Origin of the sequence: Mesorhizobium sp. WSM4312 (assembly GCF_002294875.1) — a bacterium.
Lineage (GTDB): Bacteria > Pseudomonadota > Alphaproteobacteria > Rhizobiales > Rhizobiaceae > Mesorhizobium.
Genome location: NZ_NSFU01000001.1, coordinates 178,544 through 203,105, shown reverse-complemented (window position 1 = coordinate 203,105; position 24,562 = coordinate 178,544). Strand labels below are relative to the sequence as shown.

General features: G+C 62.4%; 18 protein-coding genes. 12 read left to right on the top strand and 6 right to left on the bottom strand.

From position 1 onward, the window contains the following. The first annotated feature begins 408 nt into the window (after positions 1-408). Both CK228_RS00940 and CK228_RS00935 read left to right on the top strand, forming a co-directional pair. Positions 409-2,397: a nucleoside-diphosphate sugar epimerase/dehydratase gene (locus CK228_RS00940; protein ID WP_095786570.1), complete on the top strand. Its 1,989-nt coding sequence runs from the start codon at positions 409-411 to the stop codon at positions 2,395-2,397. A gap of 160 nt (positions 2,398-2,557) precedes the next feature. Further along, positions 2,558-3,097, top strand: coding sequence for a sugar transferase (locus CK228_RS00935; protein WP_095770832.1), 540 nt, complete (start codon positions 2,558-2,560; stop codon positions 3,095-3,097). Here the strand turns inward: CK228_RS00935 and CK228_RS00930 are convergent. After that, complete coding sequence (locus CK228_RS00930) at positions 3,085-4,038, bottom strand: SDR family oxidoreductase (RefSeq protein ID WP_095786569.1); 954 nt, start codon at positions 4,036-4,038, stop codon at positions 3,085-3,087. The two genes, CK228_RS00935 and CK228_RS00930, sit on opposite strands and share 13 nt — an antisense overlap. After that, on the bottom strand, positions 4,035-5,408 hold the full coding sequence (locus CK228_RS00925; protein WP_245437940.1) for an O-antigen ligase: 1,374 nt from the start codon (positions 5,406-5,408) through the stop codon (positions 4,035-4,037). The genes CK228_RS00930 and CK228_RS00925 overlap by 4 nt, the downstream gene beginning before the upstream one ends. 491 nt (positions 5,409-5,899) lie before the next feature. On the opposite strand from CK228_RS00925, the gene cysD reads away from it, so the two are divergent. The 3 genes from cysD to cysQ are packed head-to-tail and all read left to right on the top strand — an operon-like array spanning position 5,900 to position 9,547. Then, the gene (cysD, locus tag CK228_RS00920; protein ID WP_095786568.1) at positions 5,900-6,805 is read left to right on the top strand and encodes a sulfate adenylyltransferase subunit CysD; all 906 of its coding nucleotides are present in this window, start codon (positions 5,900-5,902) and stop codon (positions 6,803-6,805) included. A 2-nt stretch (positions 6,806-6,807) separates the two neighbouring features. Continuing rightward, positions 6,808-8,745, top strand: a complete 1,938-nt coding sequence (gene cysN / locus CK228_RS00915; RefSeq protein WP_179295761.1) for a sulfate adenylyltransferase subunit CysN — start codon at positions 6,808-6,810, stop codon at positions 8,743-8,745. 10 nt (positions 8,746-8,755) lie between these two features. Continuing rightward, the gene (gene cysQ / locus CK228_RS00910; RefSeq protein ID WP_179295793.1) at positions 8,756-9,547 is read left to right on the top strand and encodes a 3'(2'),5'-bisphosphate nucleotidase CysQ; all 792 of its coding nucleotides are present in this window, start codon (positions 8,756-8,758) and stop codon (positions 9,545-9,547) included. 13 nt (positions 9,548-9,560) lie between these two features. Here the strand turns inward: cysQ and CK228_RS00905 are convergent, their stop codons facing one another. The 4 genes from CK228_RS00905 to CK228_RS00890 all read right to left on the bottom strand — a co-directional run bounded on the left by CK228_RS00905 (position 9,561) and on the right by CK228_RS00890 (position 13,560). Beyond that, the gene (locus CK228_RS00905) at positions 9,561-10,703 is read right to left on the bottom strand and encodes a DegT/DnrJ/EryC1/StrS aminotransferase family protein (protein ID WP_095786566.1); all 1,143 of its coding nucleotides are present in this window, start codon (positions 10,701-10,703) and stop codon (positions 9,561-9,563) included. A 263-nt stretch (positions 10,704-10,966) separates the two neighbouring features. Further along, the gene (locus CK228_RS00900; protein WP_095786565.1) at positions 10,967-11,890 is read right to left on the bottom strand and encodes a carbohydrate kinase; all 924 of its coding nucleotides are present in this window, start codon (positions 11,888-11,890) and stop codon (positions 10,967-10,969) included. After that, positions 11,887-12,333, bottom strand: coding sequence for an RbsD/FucU family protein (locus tag CK228_RS00895; protein WP_095770827.1), 447 nt, complete (start codon positions 12,331-12,333; stop codon positions 11,887-11,889). Before CK228_RS00895 ends, CK228_RS00900 begins: the two co-directional genes overlap by 4 nt. Then, complete coding sequence (locus tag CK228_RS00890) at positions 12,334-13,560, bottom strand: ROK family transcriptional regulator (protein ID WP_095786564.1); 1,227 nt, start codon at positions 13,558-13,560, stop codon at positions 12,334-12,336. Between the two features lie 227 nt (positions 13,561-13,787). On the opposite strand from CK228_RS00890, the gene CK228_RS00885 reads away from it, so the two are divergent. From CK228_RS00885 to glgA, 7 genes are all read left to right on the top strand, one after another. Continuing rightward, positions 13,788-14,804, top strand: a complete 1,017-nt coding sequence (locus CK228_RS00885; protein ID WP_179295792.1) for a sugar ABC transporter substrate-binding protein — start codon at positions 13,788-13,790, stop codon at positions 14,802-14,804. Positions 14,805-14,964: 160 nt separating this feature from the next. Then, positions 14,965-16,026, top strand: coding sequence for an ABC transporter permease (locus CK228_RS00880; protein ID WP_095770825.1), 1,062 nt, complete (start codon positions 14,965-14,967; stop codon positions 16,024-16,026). Beyond that, positions 16,002-16,805 (top strand): ATP-binding cassette domain-containing protein, encoded by an 804-nt coding sequence (locus tag CK228_RS00875; RefSeq protein WP_245318013.1) that lies wholly within the window; start codon positions 16,002-16,004, stop codon positions 16,803-16,805. The genes CK228_RS00880 and CK228_RS00875 overlap by 25 nt, the downstream gene beginning before the upstream one ends. A 131-nt stretch (positions 16,806-16,936) precedes the next feature. Beyond that, a complete protein-coding gene (locus tag CK228_RS00870) occupies positions 16,937-19,405 on the top strand; it encodes a glycogen/starch/alpha-glucan phosphorylase (RefSeq protein WP_095786563.1) in 2,469 nt (822 codons plus the stop codon). 106 nt (positions 19,406-19,511) lie between these two features. Continuing rightward, the gene (gene glgB / locus CK228_RS00865) at positions 19,512-21,746 is read left to right on the top strand and encodes a 1,4-alpha-glucan branching protein GlgB (protein ID WP_095786562.1); all 2,235 of its coding nucleotides are present in this window, start codon (positions 19,512-19,514) and stop codon (positions 21,744-21,746) included. Between the two features lie 19 nt (positions 21,747-21,765). Next, positions 21,766-23,031: a glucose-1-phosphate adenylyltransferase gene (gene glgC / locus CK228_RS00860; protein WP_095770822.1), complete on the top strand. Its 1,266-nt coding sequence runs from the start codon at positions 21,766-21,768 to the stop codon at positions 23,029-23,031. An 83-nt stretch (positions 23,032-23,114) separates the two neighbouring features. Beyond that, positions 23,115-24,560: a glycogen synthase GlgA gene (gene glgA / locus CK228_RS00855; protein WP_095786561.1), complete on the top strand. Its 1,446-nt coding sequence runs from the start codon at positions 23,115-23,117 to the stop codon at positions 24,558-24,560. Positions 24,561-24,562 lie beyond the last annotated feature (2 nt).

Here is a 24,562-nt window from a genome sequence, read left to right as displayed (position 1 = left end):
GAAGCTGTCATATCGAGGTAGGTTCCCCTGTTAACCGAAAAGCGCTTCGCCGCCCACCCGAGGTTTTCCCCGAGAGCTTGAAAAATAGTGCGTCGCGATGAACGAACGGGTAACGGCAGCGCTGTGGAAAGTGCGTCAGACGCCAGCCAATCGCACCGCCTGACCTGCTCCTGGCAACAGCGTGAACCTTAAACCTCTCCGCCGGTTGCGCGATATCTGGTCGGCACTTGATCGCAATCGAACTGTCTGTGAAAAAATCTCTGGCGATGACCTCACGTCCACGCTATGCGGTAGCGATGGCGGGGGCCGAGGATTTGACGCTGAGAACAGGTGGCCGGTGACGGATGGTATTCGATCTGACGCCGCATTAGTGTTGAAGTTCTCACGCCTGGAGTTCAATACTCGCCAATGACTTCCTTTGCAGAAGCCGTGTTCGGATTTCGACCGAAGATACGGCGCGTCATCATCATGGTCCAGGACCTGCTCATGGTCCTGGTTGCGGTGGCGCTTAGTCTCGTCCTCTCCCGGTCAGACCTTTCGTTCGATGCATTCTCCTACCAAGGCCTGGTCGCCTGGGCCGGGATCGTTCTCATCAGCCACCTGCTGTTCAGATATTGTGGTCTCTACACCACGATCTGGCGCTTTGCCTCGACCCCGGACTTTTTCAACATTCTGAAGAGCTGTGCGATTCTGACGGTCGTGCTTTATGCTGTTTCGCGGATGTTTCGTCTCATCCAGCCCGTGGCTGGCCTCAACGAACGCCAATTCATCGTCTTTTTCCTCGTTTCCTTCACCATCATATCGGCGCCGAGGCTGTTCTACCGATTTCTTCGCGACGGCGCGAGCTGGGGCATCCTCACCCTCAGGGTCGATAAGGTGCAGGCCAGGCGGGCGCTGTTCGTCGGTCGGCTTGGTGAGGCCGACCTGATCATTCGCTTCACGCGCACGGCAGAGCCGACCGACTATTCCATTGCCGGCATCATGGCGACCGAGCGCGGCGCACCGTTGGGCACACGGATTCAAGGTGTTCCCGTGGTGGCGTCCCGGCCACGCCTGATCGATGTCCTGGAGGACTACGCCGCTGGCACCAGGAGCATCGACCTGCTTATTTTCGGCAGCGGCGTCGAACATGAGATCGAGGAATATTCCGAGCTTGTGCGTGTCGCCCGTCATGGCGGCATAACCGTCTTGCAGTTCTCCAGCCTTTCGCAGCTTGGGCAGGAGGGAAAGATCGTTCTCGATGAAGTCGAGATGGAGACGATCCTGCGCCGCCCGACCGTGCCATCCGATATCGCGCGTATTGGTGCCTTCGTTGGCGGCAAGCGCGTTCTGGTGACGGGAGGCGCCGGATCTATCGGCCGCACGCTGGTCAAGCGGTCGCTGGAGCTGGGAGCAGGAGCGGTGCTGGTCGCCGACAATTCCGAGTTCGGCATCTTCCAGTTGAGCCAGTATGTCGACGAAAAGCACCATGATCGCCTGAAGGTGCGCATTGTCGATGTCGCGGACCGGCGTCAGATGACTCGTGTCGTCACGGAATTCAAACCGGACATCATCTTTCATGCCGCGGCGCTGAAGCACGTTCCGCTGCTCGAGGAGAACTGGGAATCGGCTATCCAGACCAATGTTTTCGGTACGCTTGTCTGCGCTGAGGTTGCCGCCAAATGCGGTGTTCCGCAATTCCTGCTCATATCGAGCGACAAGGCCGTGGATCCGACCTCGGTGCTTGGCATCACAAAGAGAGCCGCCGAGCAACTCGTCAGTTCCTTGCACGAAAGCCACGCAATCGCGCCGGACGGGCGCCGTACGGGCACCAAATTCATAGCCGTGCGGTTCGGCAACGTGTTTGGCTCCAATGGTTCGGTGGCGACCATCTTCCAGGCACAGATCGAAGCCGGCGGCCCGGTCACGATTACCGATCGACGCATGACCCGCTATTTCATGACGATGGCGGAAGCCGTCGATCTCGTCATCATGGCGGCCGCCGACGCCCAGTCGCGTAACGGCAAGGACGACTATGCCATCTATATGCTGGACATGGGCAAACCCGTGCCGATTCTCGAGGTCGCGGAGACCATGATCCGCATGGCCGGCAAGACGCCCTATGCGGATATCCCGATCCGCTTCACCGGCATCAGGCCCGGCGAGAAGCTGCATGAGACGCTACAGGGCGCCAACGAAGAGATCATCACGCTCGACATCGCCAAGATCTTCGGTCTCAGGACCGATGTGGTGGCGTGGCCTACGGTTCAGGCTGCGCTGGCCGCGTTGCAGGCGGCAATGAAGAGCCAGGACAAGGCTTCCGCCCTTGCCGTGTTGGCGCAACTCCATCTGCCGGAGACGCCGGCGCCCGACACGCAGCAGGAAACTGGCCCGAGAAGGGTCGGGCAAGCAGGTTAGATACGTTGCGGCTGACGGTTGAATGGCGGGATTTTGCCTGGATATCGATTCCGCGGCCGGCGGTGTCGGAGCAATTTCCGCCGGGAAAGCGCTCCTGGCCTTTGCCGGGAAAACCGTTTCACACTCTTCCTGGAATGGCGCTAGTGATGAGGGGACGGCCGTGAAGGGACTGAAACGTGCCTTCGATCTCGTCGCGGCGGTCTTGCTGTTGTTGGTGACATCCCCTGTTCTATTGCTCTGCATGCTTGCGGTGCGGGCATCGTCGCCCGGTCCGGTGATTTTTTCCCAGACGCGGGTCGGCCGCGATGGTGTGTTGTTTCGCTGCCACAAATTGCGGACGATGTATCAGGGCACGCCGTCCTTGCCCTCGCACGAGGCGCCAGCAAATGCCGTGACCGCGGTCGGAAGGACCTTGCGGAAGTTCAAGCTCGATGAGCTGCCGCAATTCTGGAATGTTCTTCGGGGCGAGATGAGCCTGGTCGGGCCGCGCCCTTGCCTGCCGACACAGACGGAACTGATCGAGCGTCGCCGGCAGCTGGGGGTTTTGGCGGCACGTCCGGGCATTACCGGCATGGCCCAGATCAGGGGCATCGACATGTCCAACCCGCGGCTTCTGGCCGAAACGGATGCCGCCTATCTCAGGACGGCGTCGTTCTGGCTCGACCTTCGCATCCTGTTTGGAACGCTCTATCGCAACTGAGGCGATTGAGCGTCTCCGAGCCGCGCTATTTCGGCCAACCGCTCCAGCGTCCCGGTCTCCGGCAGCCAGCCTTCGGATACGAGCAGGGAAGGGTCGCATATCTGTGTCGCGGTCAGACTGTTCCAGGACGCCCGCTTGCCCAACAGGATCGCGGCCGCCCGCAACGGCCTGGCCGGCACGTCCACAAGGCGCCTCGGCCGTCCGAAACCGTCGCGAAAGGCGCCGACAATGTCGGCGATCGAAACCGGCGGCACATCGCTGGCGACATAGATCGATCGCAGCCGCCCCGAAAGGCTGAGCAGATGCCATACCGCACCTGCCGTCGATTGCGATGACAGCAGCGAGCGGGTTCCCGTCAGGGCACCTGTCGGCAGCGGCAGGCCCGTATCGGCCAGGCGCATCAGCGCCGCCAGGTTTCCTTTCATACCGGCTCCGTAGACTGGCGGCAGCCGCAGCACGGTGGCGTCGGAACGGCCATGCGACGCATAGGCATCCAGCACCCTGATCTCTGCTTCGCGCTTCGAGCGCCCATAGGCGCATTGCGGATCGGGAATCGTGTCCTCGTCGATCGTTGCACTGACGCGCGCGCCGATCACGGCCCGGATCGAGGAGAGCTGGATGAACCGTCCGCTTGCCTGTTCGGCCGCCGCCTGCGCCAGCCTTGCGCTCAATTCCGCATTGGCCGCCCGAAAATCGGCTTCGGCGGCGTTGCCTTCATCATTGTTCAGACCCGCGCAATGAACGACATCGGTAACACCCCCGGCAAGCGCCAGGAAGGCAGCCGCCGGCGCATCGACATCGGGCATCTGCATGGCCTCATGCCCCCGACCAAGCCTCTCCGGGTAGCGGGACGCGAGGCGAAGCTCGGCGCCCGCCTCATGAAGCCGATGCACCACTTGACGGCCGATGAAGCCTGTCGCGCCTGTGACCAGGACTTTCATTGGTCTTGCCCTGAACCGCTATTGAGTGAATCGAAGCGCCCGATCTTCATCCCTGGACGAAGGGCGTCTTCCGTCACCGGCGGAAGCACTCGCTCTTGCGTCTCGGGCGGAAACGCCTGGTCTTGCGGCAACGGAGCCTGGCGGCCCGAGGCGAGATACGTTCCCGACACCAGGAAGACCATCAGCACCGAGTCCAGAATGTCGTGGCCAATCAGGATGCCTGTCATCCCGGACGTGAGATAGGTGATCACCACGATGACAATCATGGTAGCGCCAAAACGCTCGATCGGATCGGTGCTATTTCGCAAAACCACGGCTGCGTTCCTGGCGGCAACGACGAAGATCGCGGCCAGCGTCAAGGCGCCCAGGAGTCCTGCCTGCACCAGGGCGGTCAGGAAGCCGTTGTGGAAATGATTGAAGCCTGCATCCATCCCGAACTGATCGTGGAAGCCCTGTTTTATCAGGGCCTGGGTGGCACCCACTCCATGTCCGAACAGCGGCATCCCACGAAACGCCTTCAGGCCAATATCCCACACGGCCAATCGCAATCCTGTAGCCGTCGTGTGGTCACCGTTGAGGGCGAGCGCGTCCAAGTCGGAACGCAGAAAGTCGACACGCCCGGATATTGTCTGGAAGCCGACAGCCGCGATGACGGCGCCGGCCGCCAGCAACAGCACCAGCAGGCGAATGGCGTTCCTTCCCTTGAGCCTGTGCTGGTTGATCAGCAGAACGGCGATACCGGCAATCAGCAGTGCCAGCCAGACAATGCGGGTGCCGGAGTAGATGATGGCGATCGTCCCGCCAAGTGCCGCGCAAATGAGGGCGATCCTGTGTCGCTCGACATCCGACAGGGCGCCGGCCACGCAGACCGCCACGGCAAGGCAGAGGACCTCCGCGAACACAATTGCATTTCCGGCCCCACCCTCGGCGCGGATACCAAGCCAATGTTGTTGGAAGACCGCCAGAAGCAGCGCGACAAAACAGGTCGCCATGCTGCTCAGCACGATGATACGGACAAGCGTCGTCTTCCGCGTAATGCTCCAGGTCGAATAGGAGATGGGGAAAAACAGGAAGGTGACTAGCGGGATCAGGTGCAATGCGTCCCTGGCGATCGCATGGTTGACGATGGACGCCACCAGATTGGCCGCGCAATAGGCATAGATCGCGATCGTCATCGCCATCATCGCCGGGTCGGTATTGAAGCGCCTTTTCTTGAGGGCGATCAACAGGACGGACGACAGAGCGCCGCCGTTGAATACGAAGCTGACCACCGATCCCAAAACCGGCGGAAAAAAGAAGCAAAGAATGGAGAAGTAGATATTGATCCGCGACGGTGTGAGTTGCTGACTTGCAGACGAAAGCCGGGTCAAGTTTCGGGCTCGCTATTCTCGAGTAGCTCTATGCGGCACATCCTGTTCGGCCGACCGAGTGTGCTCGCGTTGAAATTTGCCCGTGCCTGATGACGCATCTTGCCCGCTTCCGGGGGTTGTATAGCGGCTGGGCTGTCTTTTCGATAGTGCGGTGGAGCTTGTCGTCACCTAAAATCGGCGGCCGGTGCCCGACGATTGGGAATGGGCTCAAGGGGCGTCCGTCGACATGGTCTGCCGAGTAATTTTTTCCTAGCCTTTTCCCGGTTGCAAGCCTTGCGAACAGAAATTTCCGGGTTTTGGCGAAAGCATGGAAAAATCATTCCCGAACTGACTGCTGCCGGGCTCGTCTTGCATTGTTTTGCCGTGCGCCGATCTGCTAGAACGCCCGCACGAAACACTTTGTCCAGAAGCGACGCTTGAACCGGGCACAAAAGCTCGATGATTTGACGCAAGGTCTTCTGTCGCAAGGCACGAGAGAACGCTCACAGTCTATGACAATCGCGCTTACGCATCTGCAGCGGCTTGAAGCCGAGTCCATCCACATTTTCCGCGAGGTTGCGGCCGCCTTTGCCAAGCCGGTCATGCTCTATTCGGTCGGCAAGGATTCATCCGTGCTGATGCATCTGGCGATGAAGGCGTTTTATCCCGCCAAGCCGCCTTTCCCGTTCCTGCATGTCGACACGACCTGGAAGTTCCGCGAGATGATCGCTTTCCGCGACCAGATGGCGCAGAAACTGGGCTTCGACCTTTTGGTTCATGTCAATGAAGACGGCGTGCGAGACAACATCAATCCGTTCGACCACGGCTCGAACACCCACACCCATGTCATGAAGACCGTGGCGCTGCGCCAGGCGCTCGACAAGTACGGTTTCGATGCCGCCTTTGGCGGCGCCCGCCGCGACGAGGAAAAGTCGCGCGCAAAGGAGCGCATATTCTCGTTCCGCAATGCCCAACATGTCTGGGATCCGAAGAACCAGCGCCCCGAAATGTGGAAGATCTTCAACACTCGCATCGCATCGGGTGAATCGATCCGCGTCTTCCCGCTGTCGAACTGGACCGAGCTCGATATCTGGCAGTACATCCTGCAGGAGAACATCCCGATCGTGCCGCTCTATTTCGCCAAGGAACGGCCGGTGGTGGAGCGTGACGGGATGCTGATCCTCAAGGACGACGACCGCATGAAACTGCGCCCCGGCGAGACAGTGGAGAACCGCGTGGTGCGGTTCCGCACTTTGGGCTGCTATCCGCTCACCGGCGCCATCGAATCCGATGCCGACACGCTCGAAGCCATCGTCGGCGAGATGCTGACTGCGCGTACATCCGAGCGGCAGGGCCGCCTGATCGACCGTGACGAAGCCGGCTCGATGGAAAAGAAGAAGCGCGAGGGGTATTTCTGACCATGCGTCACATCATGGCAAAAAGCCTCGCCCCCACCGACAGCATCCGCGACTACCTGGCAGCGCAGGAGAAGAAGTCGCTGCTGCGCTTCCTGACCTGCGGTTCGGTCGACGACGGCAAGTCGACGCTGATCGGGCGCCTCCTGTCCGACACCAAGCAGATTTTCGAGGATCAGCTTGCGGCGCTCGAACGCGACTCGCGCAAGCATGGCACCACGGGCGATGACATCGATTTCGCGCTGCTGGTCGACGGTCTCGAGGCAGAGCGCGAGCAAGGCATCACCATCGACGTCGCCTACCGCTTCTTCGCCACGCCGAAGCGCAAATTCATCGTCGCCGACACGCCCGGCCACGAGCAATACACCCGCAACATGGCGACAGGCGCCTCGACCGCCGATCTGGCGATCGTACTGATCGACGCAAGGCAAGGGGTGCTGCGCCAGACAAGGCGCCATTCGATCATCGCCTCGCTGCTCGGCATCCGTCACATCGTGCTGGCCGTCAACAAGATCGATCTCGTCGATTTCGACCAGGCGGTCTTCGACCGGATCGTCCAAGACTATGCACAATTCTCGCGCGATCTCGGCTTCCAGACCATCGTGCCGATCCCGATGTCGGCCCGCTACGGCGACAATGTCAGCGGCCGCTCCGACAACATGCTATGGTATTCCGGTCCGACGCTGATCGAGCACCTTGAGACCGTGTCGGTCGAAGAAGCCGCCGTCGAGCAGCCGTTCCGTTTTCCGGTGCAGTACGTCAACCGCCCCAATCTCGATTTCCGCGGCTTTGCCGGCACGATCGCTTCCGGCGCCATCGCGCAAGGCGACGAGGTCGTCGTCGCCAAATCCGGCAAGTCCTCGCATGTCAAACGCATCGTCGCTCATGGCGGCGATCTCAAACAGGCAGTGGCCGGCCAGGCCATCACGCTTGTTCTCGACGACGAGGTCGAAGTCTCCAGGGGCAATATGCTGGTTTCGCCGGCCGCCAGGCCGCAGGTCGCCGATCAATTCGCCGCCAACATCGTCTGGTTTGACGAGCATGCGCTGCTGCCGGGCCGCTCCTATATCCTGCGCACCGAAACCGACCAGACCAGCGCCACCGTCACCGACCTGAAATACCGCATAAACGTCAACGACTTCGCCCATGAGGCGGCCAAGTCGCTTGAAATGAACGAAGTCGGCATCTGCAACATCTCGACACGGGCGCCGATCGCCTTCGATCCCTTCGCCGAAAACCGGACCACCGGCGCCTTCATCCTGATCGACCGCATATCGAACGCCACCGTCGGCGCGGGCATGATCGTGCACTCGCTGCGTCGTGCCGAGAACATCCATTGGCAATCGCTCGATGTCGGCAAGCGCGTGCGCGCCGACATGAAGAACCAGCGCCCTGCTGTGTTCTGGTTCACCGGGCTTTCCGGCTCCGGCAAGTCGACCATCGCCAACCTGTTCGAGAAGAAGCTGTTCGCCACCGGCCGTCACACCTATATTCTGGACGGCGACAATGTCCGTCACGGTCTCAACCGCGATCTCGGCTTCACCGATGCCGACCGCGTCGAGAACATCCGCCGGGTCGCCGAAGTGGCCAAACTAATGGCCGATGCCGGGTTGATCGTGATTGTCTCCTTCATTTCGCCGTTCAGCGCCGAACGGCGCGTGGCGCGCGAGTTGATGGCCGATGGCGAGTTCATCGAGGTGTTTGTCGACACGCCTTTCGAGGAGTGCGCCAGGCGCGATCCGAAGGGCCTTTATGCCCGCGCGCTGAATGGCGAGATCAAGAATTTCACCGGCGTGGATTCACCTTACGAAGCGCCGGAAAACCCGGAGATCCATCTGAAGACGCTCGGCAAATCGGCGGAAGAGATGGTAGATGCCCTGGAACATTGGCTGAATGAGCGCGACATTGCTGAAGACCAATATGAAAGTGGCGGCGGTATCTGACGACAGATCGATGCTCGACATCTTCGAGCGGCTGGCCCTGGCGGCTGGACGCGAGGTGATGCGCGTCTTCCACGCCGGCTGCGCCGTCGACCGGAAATCAGACGCCTCGCCGGTGACCGAGGCGGACCGCGAGAGCGAGAAGATCATTCTCTCCGGCCTGCGCGCCGCATTTCCCGAGATTCCCTGCGTGGCCGAAGAGGAAGCGGCGTCTGGAATCATGCCGACCGATCTTGGTGAGGCCTTTTTCCTTGTCGATCCGCTCGACGGCACCAAGGAATTCGTCAATCGCCGCACCGACTTCACCGTCAACATCGCGCTTGTCCGCCATGGTGTGCCGGAAGTCGGCGTCGTTTTCGCGCCTTGCACCGGCCGCTTCTTTTCGGGACGGCCGGGCCGCGCGGAAGCCCTGGAAATCAATGACGACTATCAGGTCGTCGGCCGCCGGCCGATTTCGGTGAGAGCGGCGACATCACCACTTGCCGTGGTTGCCAGCCGTTCCCACAACACGCCTGAAACCGAAGCCTATATTCGCGACCTCGGCGCAGCCGAGATCGTTTCCGTTGGCTCTTCCTTGAAATTCTGTCTTCTCGCCAGCGCCGAGGCGGATGTCTATCCTCGCTTTGGACGAACCATGGAATGGGACACCGCCGCGGGGGACGCGGTGCTGCGCGCGGCGGGCGGTACGACACGAACGCTCGATGGCAAGCCCTTGGCTTACGGCAAACGCGATCAGGCCGATGACCAGGATTTCGCCAACCCGCATTTCATTGCCAGCGGCAGGGCAGGGGCGAGCCCCGCCTGAGAGCTGCTGCCGATTACTCGGCTGCGGCCTGCGCCGAGTTCGAGCCGATATAGTTGCGGATCGTCTCGATGACCCGGTCCTGGTCAGCTTCGCTGAGATAGGGGTGCATCGGCAGGCACAGGATGCGCTTCGGCAGTTCCTCCGAGACGGCAAGACCGGTCGGCGTGCGCGGGTAGTCGCTATAGGCGACCTGCGCATGTAGCGGCTTGACGTAGTAGATGACGGACGGAATGCCCTTTTCGCTCAGATGCACCTTCAGGCCGTCGCGCTTGGGCGTCTCGATGGCGTACTGCGCCCAGGCCGAACGGCTGCTGTCGAGGTTGCGGGCTGCGGTGACGATGTCGCCCAGCCCTTCGGCATAGCGGTTTGCCACCAACTGGCGCACCACCATCTCGTCTTCGAGAATGGCGAGCTTTTCAATGAGGATCGCCGCCTGCAGCGTGTCGAGCCGCGAATTGATGCCGACGCGGATGTTGTCGTACTGCGTCTCGCCCTTGCCGTGGAAGGCAAAGGAACGCAGCTTGTCGGCCATCTCGTCGTCGTTGGTGAACATCGCGCCGCCGTCGCCATAGCAGCCAAGCGGCTTGGCGGGATAGAAGCTGGTCGAGCCGACATGGCCGAACGCACCGCACATCTTGCCATCGAGCGACCCGCCCATCGACTGGGCGGCGTCCTCGATCACCAACAGCCCTTCGCGGTTGGCGATCGCCATGATCGCATCGTAGTCGGCGGCGAGGCCGAACAGGTCGACCGGGATGATCGCCTTCGGCTGCAGCCGGCCTTCTTTCTTGATCATGGCGATGGCCGCCTCGAGGCTGGCGATGTCAATGTTGTAGGTCACCGGATCGACATCGACGAACACAGGTTCCGCCTTGGCCAGCGCCACCACTTCGGCGGTGGCGGCAAAGGTGAAGCTCGGCACGAACACCGCGTCGCCCGGGCCGATCCCGGCGGCGAACAGCGGTAGCAGCAGCGCATCGGTGCCGTTGGCGCAGGCCACGACATGTTTGGTGCCGATATAGGCCGCAAGCTTCTTCTCGAACTCCGCGACCTGCGGGCCAAGGATATAACGGCCGTCCTCGACGACATGGTCGATCGCGGCCTTCAGCCGGTCGCGAATGCGTTCGCGCTGTGCGCCAAGATCGATGAACTGCATGTCAGCCTCAAAAACGATTTTTAACCAGGCGGTTTAGCCAAAGGACGGCCCGCTGGTACCAGAGTTGTGCTTGCCGAGAAAGCCGGACAGCCAGAGCCGCCAATTGCCTGGGTGTCGCAGTCTGTTACCTCCGATTTCCGGCGTATCTTCACAAGATGCCGGAAATCCGGGCTTCGTCAGGCGCGCTTGCGTCTTTATAGTCCCGCTGGGCGGCCCCGCGAAACATAAAGTGATCGGCTGGCTCAACTTAAATTGAGCGTTACTCAGGCGATTTCATGCCGCCATGGCGGATTGGCGCCCGCGCGCGACACGGTCACTGCCGCTGCCTTGGCACCAAGCGCCAATGCCTTGCGAATGGCGTCTTGCGGAAGGCCGCCGATGGCCGCCTTCGTCAGCAGGCCCTGTTCATGCAGCGAGGCGAGAATGCCGGCGTTGAACGTATCGCCCGCGCCGACCGTATCGACCACCTCGACCTTTTCCGGCATCACGGTGACGGTGTGGTCCTTGGTGTAACCGACGGCACCTTCGCTGCCATGGGTCACGACGATCAGCTTGGGTCCTCGATCGAGCCAGTTGCGGATGACATCCTCATGCGAGCCGGCTTCGCCGAACCAATGGAGGTCTTCGTCCGACAGTTTCACGATGTCGGCCATCGCCATCATCTCGCGGATGCGCTTGAGGTGCTTGGCCTTGTCCGGGATGAAGTTCGGCCTGATGTTGGGGTCGAGCATCATGACGCGGCTTGCATGCTCGCGCCGCATGAACTCTTCATAGGCGCCGCCGGCTGGCTCCGAGATCAGGCTGATGGCGCCGAACAGCATGGCTTCGATCTCGTTGCCGAGCGACGGCAGGTCGTCGATCGTCAGCATGCGCCCCGCGGTGTTCTCGTCGTAGAACGTGTAGGTCGCCTGGCCATTGGTCAGCCGCACGAAGGCGAGCGTGGTCGGCCTGGGCGAGGTGTGGGCATAGGTGGAACTGACCTTGCTCGCGCCCAGCGCATCCCTGAACTGGCCGCCGAAAAGATCCGACGACAGGCCCGAAAAGAAGCCGGCCGGCGCACCCAATCGGCCAAGCGCGATCGCCGTGTTGAACACCGCGCCGCCGACATAAGGGGCAAAGGCCGGCTCGCCCTGCGTCGTGATGCGCGGCAGCATGTCGATCAGGGCTTCGCCGCAGCAGAGGATCATGGCGTCTTGGTCTCCGGCGGATAGATCACGCCCTTGCGGATGATGATGTTGGCGTAAAGCCTAGGCTCGCTTGTCGCGACAATGGCATGCGCCGACTTGACCCGTGCATAGAAGTCGGCGCCGGCCAGTGCAACCACCTTGCGGCCCGGCGCGTGCTTGGCGCAGATCGCCTCGATCTCGTGATGGACTGGATCGGCAATCGAGGGATTGCCTTTGACGGAGGCGCGAAACAGGGCTTCCGGAACGGCGTCGTCGACCGGCAGCACGCTCAAGATCGCATCGAGCACCGGAATGAGGTGATGACCATCGGCCCGGATCAGGCGCTTTGCCTGCTCCTCGGCCGGATAGTTTCCGTCGACCAGGGCGATCTCATCGCCATGGCCCATGGCGCGCAGCGTCGCCAGAAGGTCCGGACCGAGTAGCGCCGGGATTCCGATAAGCATTCAGGCGCTCCTGGAAATCGTCGTCGAGCCGATCAGGAAGCGCTCGGAAAGCGGCAGGCTGGCGCCGCCGAGCGCCCGGGCATGAATGCCGACGGTGCCCTCGCGAACGGCGGGAAGTTTCAGACCTTCGCCGTCGATTGTCGCAATGGCCGCGATGATGGCATCGACCAGCCTCCGGCGCACCGCCCGCGGCATCCAGCCGTCGACCACCGCCGCCTCGAAATCGATGACCGAGGACGCCGCGACGATGGCATAGGCGAGCGCCTGTGAAGCGCTGGCGATCCAGTCGTCGAGTTCGGAACCGATCTCGCCCCAATCCTCTGGCGACGTCCATAGGTGCGAGGCCTCGACGCCGCGGGCATTGAGCGCTTTTTCCAGCATGGCGATCGACGCCACGTCGATCAGCTGGGTCGGCTTGCCGTCCGGCCCGGGCACCGGCATGGAGCCGAGCGCGCCGGCATTGCCGGTTGGGCCTCCGAACAGCCGGCCGTTGAGCACGATGCCGCCGCCGGCGAAGGCACCGATATAGAAATAGACGAAGTCACGTGCGCCGCCCGCCTGGCCGAAGACGAGCTCGGCGCCGCAGGCTGAGGTGGCGTCGTTCTGCAGATAGACCGGAAAATCGCATTGCGACTGGATATCGGCCCTGATGTCGCGGTGGCGCCATTCGTCCATGACATCGCGCGGCGCACCGGCGGTGTCGGCCCAATTCCACAGTTCGAACGGCATGGCGATGCCGAGCCCGGCGATGCGCTTGTCCTGCGCCGGTGTCAGTTCGCCGCGCATCTTCTTCATCCCTGAAGTGACGAATTCAACCGTCTCGCGCGGTGCCGGATAGCGATAGGAGTGCTGCAGCATCGAGCGCACGTGCCCAAGAAAATCGATCAGCACCAGTTCCGCGCTGCGGCGGCCGATCTTGAGGCCGATGAAGAAGGCGCCCTCCGGATTGAGCGCCATGGGTATGGAAGGCTGGCCGATCTTGCCGCGCAGCGGCGCCTGGCGCACGAGCAGGCCTTCTTCCTCGAGTTCGCGCATGATGACCGAAACCGTCTGCGCCGAAAGTCCGGTCATGCGGGCGATGTCGGATTTCGCCAGGCTGCCTTGCTGGCGCACCAGCGAGAGCACCAGCCGCTCGTTGTGATCGCGCATGCCGCTCTGGTTGGTGCCGCGGTGAATCAGGCTGTCATTCGCTTCGGGCGAACCGTGCCTCGCAGTGGCGGTCTCCACCCTGTTCCTCCCGTCGTTTCCCCTCAACGCTTTTGGGCCAGAATGAGTGAACGACGCAAGGCTGTCAATAATAAATAAGAGTGATTTAATTATTGACAGCGGCCGCGGTCTGGTGTCTGTTGAGGCGGCGTCCACGCTGGGAGAATTCGTAGGATGCGCCGTAGATGCCGGTGGCCGGCATCCGGAATGGTTCCACTGGGAGGAAGATCGTGACCAATACAAAATTGTTGAAATCGACCGTGTTTGCCGCGGCTGCCCTGGGTCTGATGGCGTTTGCGTCGTCCGCCTCCGCAGCCGGCGTCGGCGCTTGCCTGATCACCAAGACCGACACCAATCCGTTCTTCGTCAAGATGAAGGAAGGCGCGACCGCAAAGGCCAAGGAACTCGGCGTCGACCTCAAGACCTATGCCGGCAAGATCGACGGCGACAGCGAAAGCCAGGTGGCGGCGATCGAAAGCTGCATTGCCGACGGCGCCAAGGGCATCCTGATCACCGCATCCGACACCAAGGGCATCGTGCCGACCGTGAAGAAGGCGCGTGACGCCGGCCTGCTGGTGATCGCGCTCGACACGCCGCTCGACCCGATCGACGCGGCCGATGCGACCTTCGCCACCGACAATCTCGAGGCCGGCAAGCTGATCGGCGCCTGGGCTGCCGCGACGCTCGGCGACAAGGCCAAGGACGCCAAGATCGGCTTCCTCGACCTGACGCCGTCGCAGCCGACCGTGGACGTGCTGCGCGACCAGGGCTTCATGATGGGCTACGGCATCGACGTGAAGGATCCCAACAAGATCGGCGACGAAACCGATCCGCGCATCGTCGGCCACGACGTCACCAACGGCAATGAGGAGGGCGGCCGCAAGGCGATGGAGAACCTTCTGCAGAAGGACAACACCATCAACGTCATCCACACCATCAACGAGCCCGCAGCAGTCGGCGCCTACCAGGCGCTCAAGGCTGTCGGCCTTGAAAAGCAGGTGCTGATCGTCTCCGTCGACGGCGGCTGCCCCGGCGTAAAGTCGGTGACGGAAGGTGTCATCGGCGCGACGTCGCAGCAGTACCCGCTGCAGATGGCGGCGCTCGGCATCGAGGCGATCGCCGCCTTCGCCAAGGATGGAACCAAGCCGAAGCCGACCGAAGGCAAGAATTTCTTCGACACCGGCGTCAACCTGGTGACCGACAAGCCGGCCAACGGCGTGAAGTCCATCGACACCAAGGAAGGCCTCGCCAAGTGCTGGGGCTGATGCCGACCTGACCGGCAATTACCGAACTCGAGCGGTCGGGGCTTGATCCCCGGCCGCTTCGGGTGGACGATGGGTCGCGTGACCGCGAGCAATCCCGGCGACAGACCGGAAAGACGTGGATGGGCGTCGGCGCTAGGCTGACCCCTCACGGGGAGGAAACATGGCTCAAACTCAGGAATTCGAGAAGGTTCTCTCGGGCAGCGACACCAGCGTTGCCGCGTTCGACGAACACAAATCCGCAGTCAGGCGCGTCCAGCATTTCCTGCATTCGACGCCGGCGGCGGTGCCGCTGATCGTGCTGGTCCTGTCGATCATCATCTTCGGCATCACCATTGGCGGGCGCTTCTTCTCGTCCTATACGCTGACGCTGATCCTGCAGCAGATCGCCATCGTCGGCATTCTGGGCGCTGCGCAGACACTGGTCATCCTGACCGCCGGCATCGACCTGTCGATTGGCGTCATCATGGTGATTTCAGCCGTGATCATGGGCAATTGCGCCGTCAGTTACGGCTTGCCGAGCGTAGTGGCCGTGGCGCTCGGACTTGCCGCCGGTGCTGCCTGCGGGCTGCTCAACGGGTTGCTGGTCGCTTACATGAAGCTGCCGCCTTTCATCGTGACCCTTGGCACGTGGAACATCGTCATGGCCACGAACTTCATCTATTCGGCCAATGAAACGATCCGCGACACCGACGTCGACACCCAGGCGCCGCTGCTGCATCTGTTCGCCCTGAGCTTCAAGGTCGGTACCGCGGTGCTGACGCTCGGCGTCATCGCCATGGTCGCGCTGGTGATGCTGCTCTGGTACGTCCTCAACCACACCGCCTGGGGCCGCCATGTCTACGCTGTCGGCGACGACCAGGAGGCGGCCAAGCTGTCGGGCATCCAGACCAAGAAGGTGCTGGTGACGGTCTACACCCTTGCCGGGCTCATCGCTGCTTTCGCCGCCTGGGTCTCGATCGGCCGCAACGGTTCGATCTCGCCGTCGGCGGCCGTCACCGACTACAATCTGCAGGCGATCACCGCGACGGTGATCGGCGGTATTTCCCTCTTCGGCGGGCGCGGCTCGATCCTGGGCACGCTGTTCGGCGCGATGATCGTCGGCGTCGTCTCCATGGGCCTCAACATGCTTGGCGCCGACCCGCAGTGGAAAGTGCTGCTCACCGGTGTGTTGATCATCGGCGCCGTGGCGGTCGACCAATGGATCAGAAAGGTTTCGGCATGACCCAGGACCCCATTCTCACCGCGCGCGGCCTGGTCAAGCGCTATGGCCGCGTCACCGCCCTCGACAATGCCGACTTCGACCTCTATCCCGGCGAAATCCTCGCCGTCATCGGCGACAACGGCGCCGGCAAGTCGTCGCTCATCAAGGCGATTTCAGGCGCTGTCGTGCCCGACGAAGGCGAAATCCGGCTTGAAGGCAAAACCGTTGCCTTCAAGTCGCCGATGGAAGCCCGCGAGGCCGGTATCGAGACCGTCTACCAGAACCTCGCGCTGTCGCCGGCACTGTCGATCGCCGACAACATGTTCCTCGGCCGCGAGATCCGCAAACCCGGCTTCCTCGGGCAATGGCTGCGCATGCTCGACCGTCCGGCGATGGAAAAGCGCGCCCGCGACAAACTCACCGAACTCGGCCTGATGACCATCCAGAACATCGGCCAGGCGGTGGAAACGCTCTCGGGCGGCCAGCGCCAGGGTGTCGCGGTGGCGCGCGCCGCTGCCTTCGGCAGCCGCGTGGTGATCATGGACGAGCCGACGGCGGCCCTTGGTGTCAAGGAGAGCCGCCGTGTGCTCGAACTGATCCTGGACGTCAAGAAGCGCGGCCTGCCGATCGTGCTGATCTCGCACAACATGCCGCATGTCTTCGAGGTGGCCGACCGCGTCCACATTCATCGCCTGGGCCGTCGCCTCGCCGTCATCGATCCCAAGCAATATACGATGTCCGACGCCGTCGCCTTCATGACCGGCGCCAAGGCGCCTCCGGAGGCTGCGCTGGCCGCCTGATTGTCAAATTGCCGCAGGGTAAGCTGGCGGGCGTTCATCTAAATCGATTGAATATATGTTGCAACGCGGTAACATGGGCTGGGATGAATGGTGAAAGCCGGTATGATCGTTGCAACCGCACGAGAGGCAGCATGACGCGCGCAATGACATCCGAAACCCTTCCGCCCCTGCTCGAAAATCCTGATCCGAAGACGCTCGCAAGGGAAGTCTTGGTGGCCCTCAAATACCGGGTCGGCAAGGACACCACCGTCGCGACCCAGTACGACTGGCTGACGGCCTCGATCAAGGTCGTGCGCGACCGCATCGTCGATCGCTGGATGCAGGCAACCAAAGAGGCCTATGACCAGCAGGAAAAGCGCGTCTACTATTTGTCGCTGGAGTTCCTCATCGGCCGCCTGATGCGCGACTCCTTCTCCAATCTTGGCCTGATGGCCAATATGCGCGAGGCGCTGTCGTCGCTCGGCGTCGACCTCGATCTCATCGCGGCGCTGGAACCCGACGCGGCGCTCGGCAATGGCGGCCTTGGCCGGCTTGCCGCCTGCTTCATGGAAAGCATGGCGACCGTCGACATTCCCGCGCATGGCTACGGCATCCGCTACGCCAACGGCATGTTCCGTCAGGAGATCCACGACGGCTGGCAGGTGGAACTGCCCGAGACATGGCTCGATCACGGCAACCCCTGGGAGTTCGAACGGCGCGAACGCTCCTTCGAAGTCGGCTTCGGCGGTTCGGTGGAGTCCATCACGTCGAAGGACGGCCGGCTCGAGCGCCACGTCTGGAAGCCGACCGAACATGTCCTGGCTGTTGCCTACGACACGCCTGTCGTCGGCTGGCGGGGCAACCGCGTCAACACGCTGCGGCTGTGGTCGGGCATGCCGGTCGATCCGATCCTGCTCGACAAGTTTAATGCCGGCGACCACATCGGCGCGCTCGCCGAAAGCAACAAGGCGGACGCGCTGTCGCGCGTGCTTTACCCCGCCGATTCCCACATGGCCGGGCAGGAGCTCAGGCTGCGGCAAGAGTATTTCTTCTCGACCGCCTCGCTGCAGGACATCGTGCAGCGCCATCTCAGCCAGTATGGCGACCTGAAGTCGCTGCCCGACAAGGCGGCGATCCACTTGAACGACACCCACCCGGCGATCGCCGTGCCGGAGCTGATGCGGCTCTTGATGGATGTCCACGGCATGGACTTCGACCTCGCCTGGGACATCACCAAACGTACCTTCGGCTACACAAACCACACGCTTCTTCCCGAAGCCCTGGAAAGCTGGCCGGTGCCGCTGTTCGAGCGGCTTCTGCCGCGCCATATGCAGATCGTCTACGCCATCAACGCGCAGGTGCTTCTGGAGGCACGCGCCACCGACCAGTTCTCGGGCGAGCAGATCAGCCGCATTTCGCTGATCCAGGAAAATGGCGACCGCCGCGTGCGCATGGGCAATCTGGCCTTTGTCGGCTCGCATTCGATCAACGGTGTGTCGGCGCTGCATACCGAGCTGATGAAGGAAACGGTGTTTGCCGACCTGCACAAGCTCTATCCCGATCGCATCAACAACAAGACCAACGGCATCACGCCGCGGCGCTGGCTGATCCAGTGCAACCCCGGCCTGACCTCGCTCGCCCGCGAGGCGATTGGTGACCGTTTTCTCGACGATATCGACGCCATCAAAGGGCTCGACAGCTTTGCCGATGACAGCGCGTTCCGGGAGAAATTCGCGGGCGTCAAGCGCCAGAACAAGGCGCGGCTGGCCAATCTCGTCGCCGACCGGCTCGGCATCAAGGTCGACCCGTCGGCGCTGTTCGACATCCAGGTCAAGCGCATCCACGAATACAAGCGCCAACTCCTCAACATCCTCGAGGCGATCGCGCTCTACGACCAGATCCGCTCGCATCCCGAGCGCGACTGGATGCCGCGCGTAAAATTCTTCGGCGGCAAGGCGGCGCCCAGCTACCACAACGCCAAGCTGATCATCAAACTCGCCAATGACGTCGCCAGGGTCATCAACCGCGATCCGGCGGTGCGCGGCTTGCTGAAGGTGGTGTTCGTGCCGAACTACAATGTCAGCCTGGCCGAAGTCTTGATGCCGGCCGCCGACCTGTCCGAGCAGATTTCGACCGCCGGCATGGAGGCGTCGGGAACCGGCAACATGAAGTTCGCGCTCAACGGCGCCCTGACCATCGGCACGCTCGACGGCGCCAATGTCGAGATCAAGGAATGCGTCGGCGACGACAACATCTTCATCTTCGGCCTGACCACGGCCGAGGTCGCTGAACGGCGCAGCAATGGCTACAACCCGCGTGCCGTGATCGAGGGCTCGCCCGAACTGTCGCAGGCGGTCGCGGCCGTTTCCTCGGGCGTCTTTTCGCCGGACGATCCGGACCGTTACCGCGACCTCATCAACGGCCTCTACACCGGCGACTGGTTCATGGTCGCCGCCGATTTCGACGCCTACGCCGCCGCCCAGCGTGATGTCGACGCTGTCTGGCGCAACAGCCCGGACTGGTATGCCAGAGCAATCCGCAACGTCGCGCGCGTCGGCTGGTTCTCGTCCGATCGCACCATCCGCCAATACGCGAAAGAAATCTGGAACGTGCCTGCCTGATGTGATTGCATGAGGCCACGAACAATGTGGTCCCGGTGATTTGGGTTGAATGCGAACTCACATCACCAGAAATAGACACCTGGTGCCCTGGGAGGGACACTGCCTGATGAGGAAGCCGCGCGTGACCGCTGCGACAAGCGGGCCGGACGGACTGGCGCCAGCCAGCGATGTTGCGGCGATTGTCGCCGGCACGCACGGAGATCCGTTCGCGGTCCTCGGTGTCCATGAGGTCGGCAAAAGCCTGTTTGCCCGTTGCTTCGTTCCACATGCCGAGGCCGTCATTGCCTATACGCTGACGGGCATCGAGGCCGGTGCGTTGTCCAGGCGAGACGATGCCGGCTTCTTTGAAGGCAGGCTGTCGATCAAGAAGCGGCAGCCGCTGCGCTATCACGCGCGCAATGCCGGCGGTGACTGGTGGCTGACCGATCCATATTCGTTCGGCCCGGTGCTCGGGCCGATGGACGACTACTATATCGCCGAAGGGTCGCATCTCAGGCTGTTCGACAAGCTTGGCGCGCACGTCATCGAGCACGAAGGCGCCACCGGCGTGCATTTCGCCGTCTGGGCTCCCAACGCAAGACGCGTCTCGGTGGTCGGCGATTTCAACGACTGGGATGGCCGCCGCCACACGATGCGCGATCGCCGCGACACCGGCATATGGGAGGTGTTCATCCCGGACATCGGTGCCGGGCGACCCTACAAATACGAGATCATTGGACCCGATGGCGTCAGGCTGCCGCTGAAGGCCGATCCGTTTGCGTTCAAATCCGAACTGCGTCCCGCCACCGCTTCGGTTGTTGCCGTGCCGCCGGCGCATGAGTGGGGCGACGAGGCGCATCGCAACTACTGGCGCAATGCCGATCCCCGGCGCGAGGCCGTCTCGATCTACGAAGTCCACGCCGGATCCTGGCAGCTTCACGACGACGGCACGTTCCTGTCATGGGACGAAATGGCCGACCGGCTGATCCCCTATGTGGTCGAGACCGGCTTCACCCACATCGAGTTCATGCCGATTTCCGAGCATCCCTATGACCCGTCCTGGGGCTATCAGACGACCGGCCTCTACGCGCCGTCGGCCCGCTTCGGCGATCCGGACGGCTTTGCCCGTTTCGTCGATGGCGCGCATCGCGCCGGCGTCGGCGTCATCCTCGACTGGGTGCCGGCGCATTTCCCGGTCGACGCGCATGGCCTAGTCCATTTCGACGGCACCGCGCTCTACGAACATGCCGATCCGCGCAAGGGTTTTCATCCCGACTGGAACACAGCGATCTACAATTTCGGCCGCCGCGAGGTGGTGTCGTTTCTGGTCAACAATGCGCTGTTCTGGGCCGAGAAATATCATGTCGACGGTTTGCGCGTCGATGCGGTCGCCTCGATGCTCTACCTCGACTATTCGCGCAAGGCCGGCGAGTGGATCCCCAACGAGAAGGGCGGCCGCGAGAACCTCGAGGCGGTCTCTTTCCTGCAGAAGATGAACAAGGAGGTCTACGGCCACCATCCCGGCGTCATGACCATCGCCGAGGAATCGACCTCATGGCCGAAGGTTTCGGCGCCGGTGCATGAAGGCGGGCTGGGCTTCGGCTTCAAGTGGAACATGGGCTTCATGCATGACACGTTGGAGTATTTCTCCAAGGAGCCGATTTTCCGCAAGCACCACCACAACGACCTGACCTTCGGCCTGACCTACGCCTTCTCGGAGAATTTCGTGCTGCCGCTCTCGCATGATGAGGTCGTGCACGGCAAAGGCACGCTGCTGGGCAAGATGGCCGGCGACGACTGGCAGAAATTCGCGACCTTGCGCGCCTATTACGGTTTCATGTGGGGCTACCCCGGCAAGAAGCTCTTGTTCATGGGACAGGAATTCGCGCAGCGCCGCGAATGGAGCGAGGCGCGCGCTCTCGACTGGAATCTGCTCGATTTCCGCCCGCATCGCGGCGTCTGGCAGACCGTGCGCGATCTCAACTATCTCTATCGGTCGCGCCCGGCGCTGCACGGCCGCGACTGCGAACCGGAAGGGTTTTCCTGGCTGATCGTCGACGACAGCCAGAATTCGGTTTTCGCCTGGGTGCGCAACGCGCCGGGCGGCAGCCCGGTGGCCGTCATCTCCAACTTCACGCCGGTGCCGCGCGACAATTATCGCGTGCCGCTGCCGAAGGCCGGCAAGTGGCGCGAGATCATCAACACCGACGCATCCGAATATGGCGGTTCAGGCATGGGCAATGGCGGCATGGTCGAGGCAAGGGCGGAAGGCAAGAGCATCTCGGCGACGATGCTTCTGCCGCCGCTGTCGACAATCATGCTCGAACTCGTGGCCGAGGCCGACGAACAGGGCGAGACTTGAGTAAATTGGGAGGGTAGAAATGGCAGACTTGAAACGGACCCAGCCGCTGGCGCGCGATGCCATGGCCTATGTACTGGCCGGCGGCCGTGGCAGCCGCCTCAAGGAACTGACCGACCGTCGCGCCAAGCCGGCGGTCTATTTCGGCGGCAAGACGCGCATCATCGACTTCGCGCTCTCCAATGCGCTCAACTCCGGCATTCGCCGCCTCGGCGTCGCCACCCAGTACAAGGCGCATTCGCTGATCCGCCACCTGCAGCGCGGCTGGAACTTCCTGCGGCCGGAACGAAACGAAAGCTTCGACATCCTGCCGGCCAGCCAGCGCGTCTCGGAAACGCAGTGGTATGAAGGCACGGCTGACGCCGTCTACCAGAACATCGACATCATCGAGGCCTACGGCCCCGAATACATGGTCATCCTCGCTGGCGACCACATCTACAAGATGGACTACGAGATGATGCTGCGTCAGCATGTCGACGCCAATGCCGACGTCACCGTTGGCTGTCTCGAAGTGCCGCGCATGGAGGCGACGGGCTTTGGCGTCATGCATGTCGATGCCAAGGACAACATCATCGCCTTCGTCGAAAAGCCGGCCGATCCGCCCGGCATTCCGGGCAATCCGGACTTCGCCCTGGCCTCGATGGGCATCTACGTCTTCAGGACCAAGTTCCTGATGGAGCAGTTGCGCCGCGACGCCGCCGAGCCGGGCTCAAGCCGCGATTTCGGCAAGGACATCATCCCCTATATCGTCGAGCACGGTAAGGCGATCGCGCACCGTTTCACCAAATCTTGCGTGCGCTCGACCGCCGAGAACGAAGCCTATTGGCGCGATGTCGGAACGGTCGACGCCTATTGGGAAGCCAATATCGACCTGACCGACGTGACGCCGGAGCTCGACCTCTACGACCGCGACTGGCCGATCTGGACCTACGCCGAGTTGAAGCCACCGGCAAAATTCGTCCATGACGAGGATGGCCGGCGCGGCTCGGCCGTTTCCTCGCTGGTCTCGGGCGATTGCATCGTCTCCGGCGCGACGCTGAAGAAGAGCCTGATCTTCACCGGCGCGCGCATCAATTCCTATTCGACGCTGGAAGAGGTGGTCATGCTGCCCGACGTTCATGTCGGCCGGAACGCAAAGTTGAAGCGCGTCGTCATTGACCATGGTGTTAGGATACCGGAGGGGTTGGTCGTCGGCGAGGATCCCGTGCTCGACGCCAAGCGCTTCCGCGTTTCGGAGAAGGGCATCTGCCTGGTCACGCAGGACATGATCAACAAACTCGGGCTCTAGAGCAATTCCGCGAAAAGTGCGAAACGGGTTTCCGTGCGGGAATTGCCTGGAAACAAAGAATTGGACAGGATCGGGATAGACGCATGCAGGTTCTGTCGGTCACGCCCGAGATCTTCCCGCTGATCAAGACCGGCGGGCTTGCCGACGTGACCGGTGCGCTGCCCGTCGCGCTGGCGGCCAAGGGTGTGACCATGCGCACGCTCATTCCAGGCTTTCCCGCGGTGATGGAGGGCTTCAAGAAACGCAAGGCCGTCTACCAATATCCGCTGTTGCAAGGCGGCAAGGCCTCTATCCATGCCGTCGAGCTTGCCGGGCTCGACCTTTTCGTGCTCGACGCGCCGCATCTGTTCGACCGTCCCGGCGGTCCCTACGGCAATGCTTCGGGCGCCGACTGGCCGGACAATTGGCGGCGTTTCGCGGCCCTGAGCCAGGCCGGCGCCGATATCGCCGGCGGCGCCATCTCGGGCTACCTGCCCGACATCGTCCATGCCCATGACTGGCAGTCGGCGATGACGCTGGCCTATATGCGCTACGGCAAGGCGGTCGGCACGCCGTCGATGATGACCGTCCACAATCTCGCCTTCCAGGGACAGTTCGGCGCCGGCATCTTCGGCGAACTCGGCCTGCCGGCAGTGGCGATGGCGCTTGACGGCGTCGAATATTATGGTGGCGTCGGCTTCCTCAAGGCTGGCCTGCAGGCGGCCTGGGCGATCACCACGGTGAGCCCGACCTATGCGCAGGAGATCCGTTCGCCGGAATTCGGCATGGGACTCGACGGCCTGATCAACATGCGCTCCAGCGATCTCTATGGCATCGTCAATGGCATCGACACCGCCATCTGGGATCCGGAGACGGACAAGCATCTGGTGTCGAACTATACGGCCGCAACGCTCAAGGCACGGGCGCCGAACAGGGCGGCCGTGGAGGAGCGTTTCGGCCTCGACCGCGACGACAGCCCGATCGTCTGCGTCATCAGCCGGCTGACCTGGCAGAAGGGCATGGACATATTGGCGACGGTGATCGATGGCATCGTCGCGGCTGGGGCGCGGCTGGCCATACTGGGCTCCGGTGACGCGGGCCTCGAAGGCGCGCTGCTTGCCGCCGCCGCACGCCACCGTGGCCGCATTGGCGTGGTCATCGGGTATGACGAAGGGTTGTCACACACCATGCAGGGCGGCTGCGACGCCATCATCATCCCGTCCCGCTTCGAACCCTGTGGACTGACGCAGCTCTACGGCCTGCGCTACGGCTGCGTGCCGGTGGTCGCCCGCACCGGCGGCCTTGCCGACACCATCATCGACGCCAACGAAGCGGCTATGGCGGCCCGCGTGGCGACAGGGTTCCAATTCGCTCCCAACAATGGCGGCGCGATGCTGCACGCCATACGCCGCCTGGTCGATGCCTACGCCGATCCCGCGGCCTTCGAGACCATCCAGCGCCAAGGTATGAAGGGCGATGTGTCATGGGACAAGAGCGCGGAAAAATATCTTGAACTCTATCGCCTGCTGCTTTCGAAAAGGGTTGCCTGAAG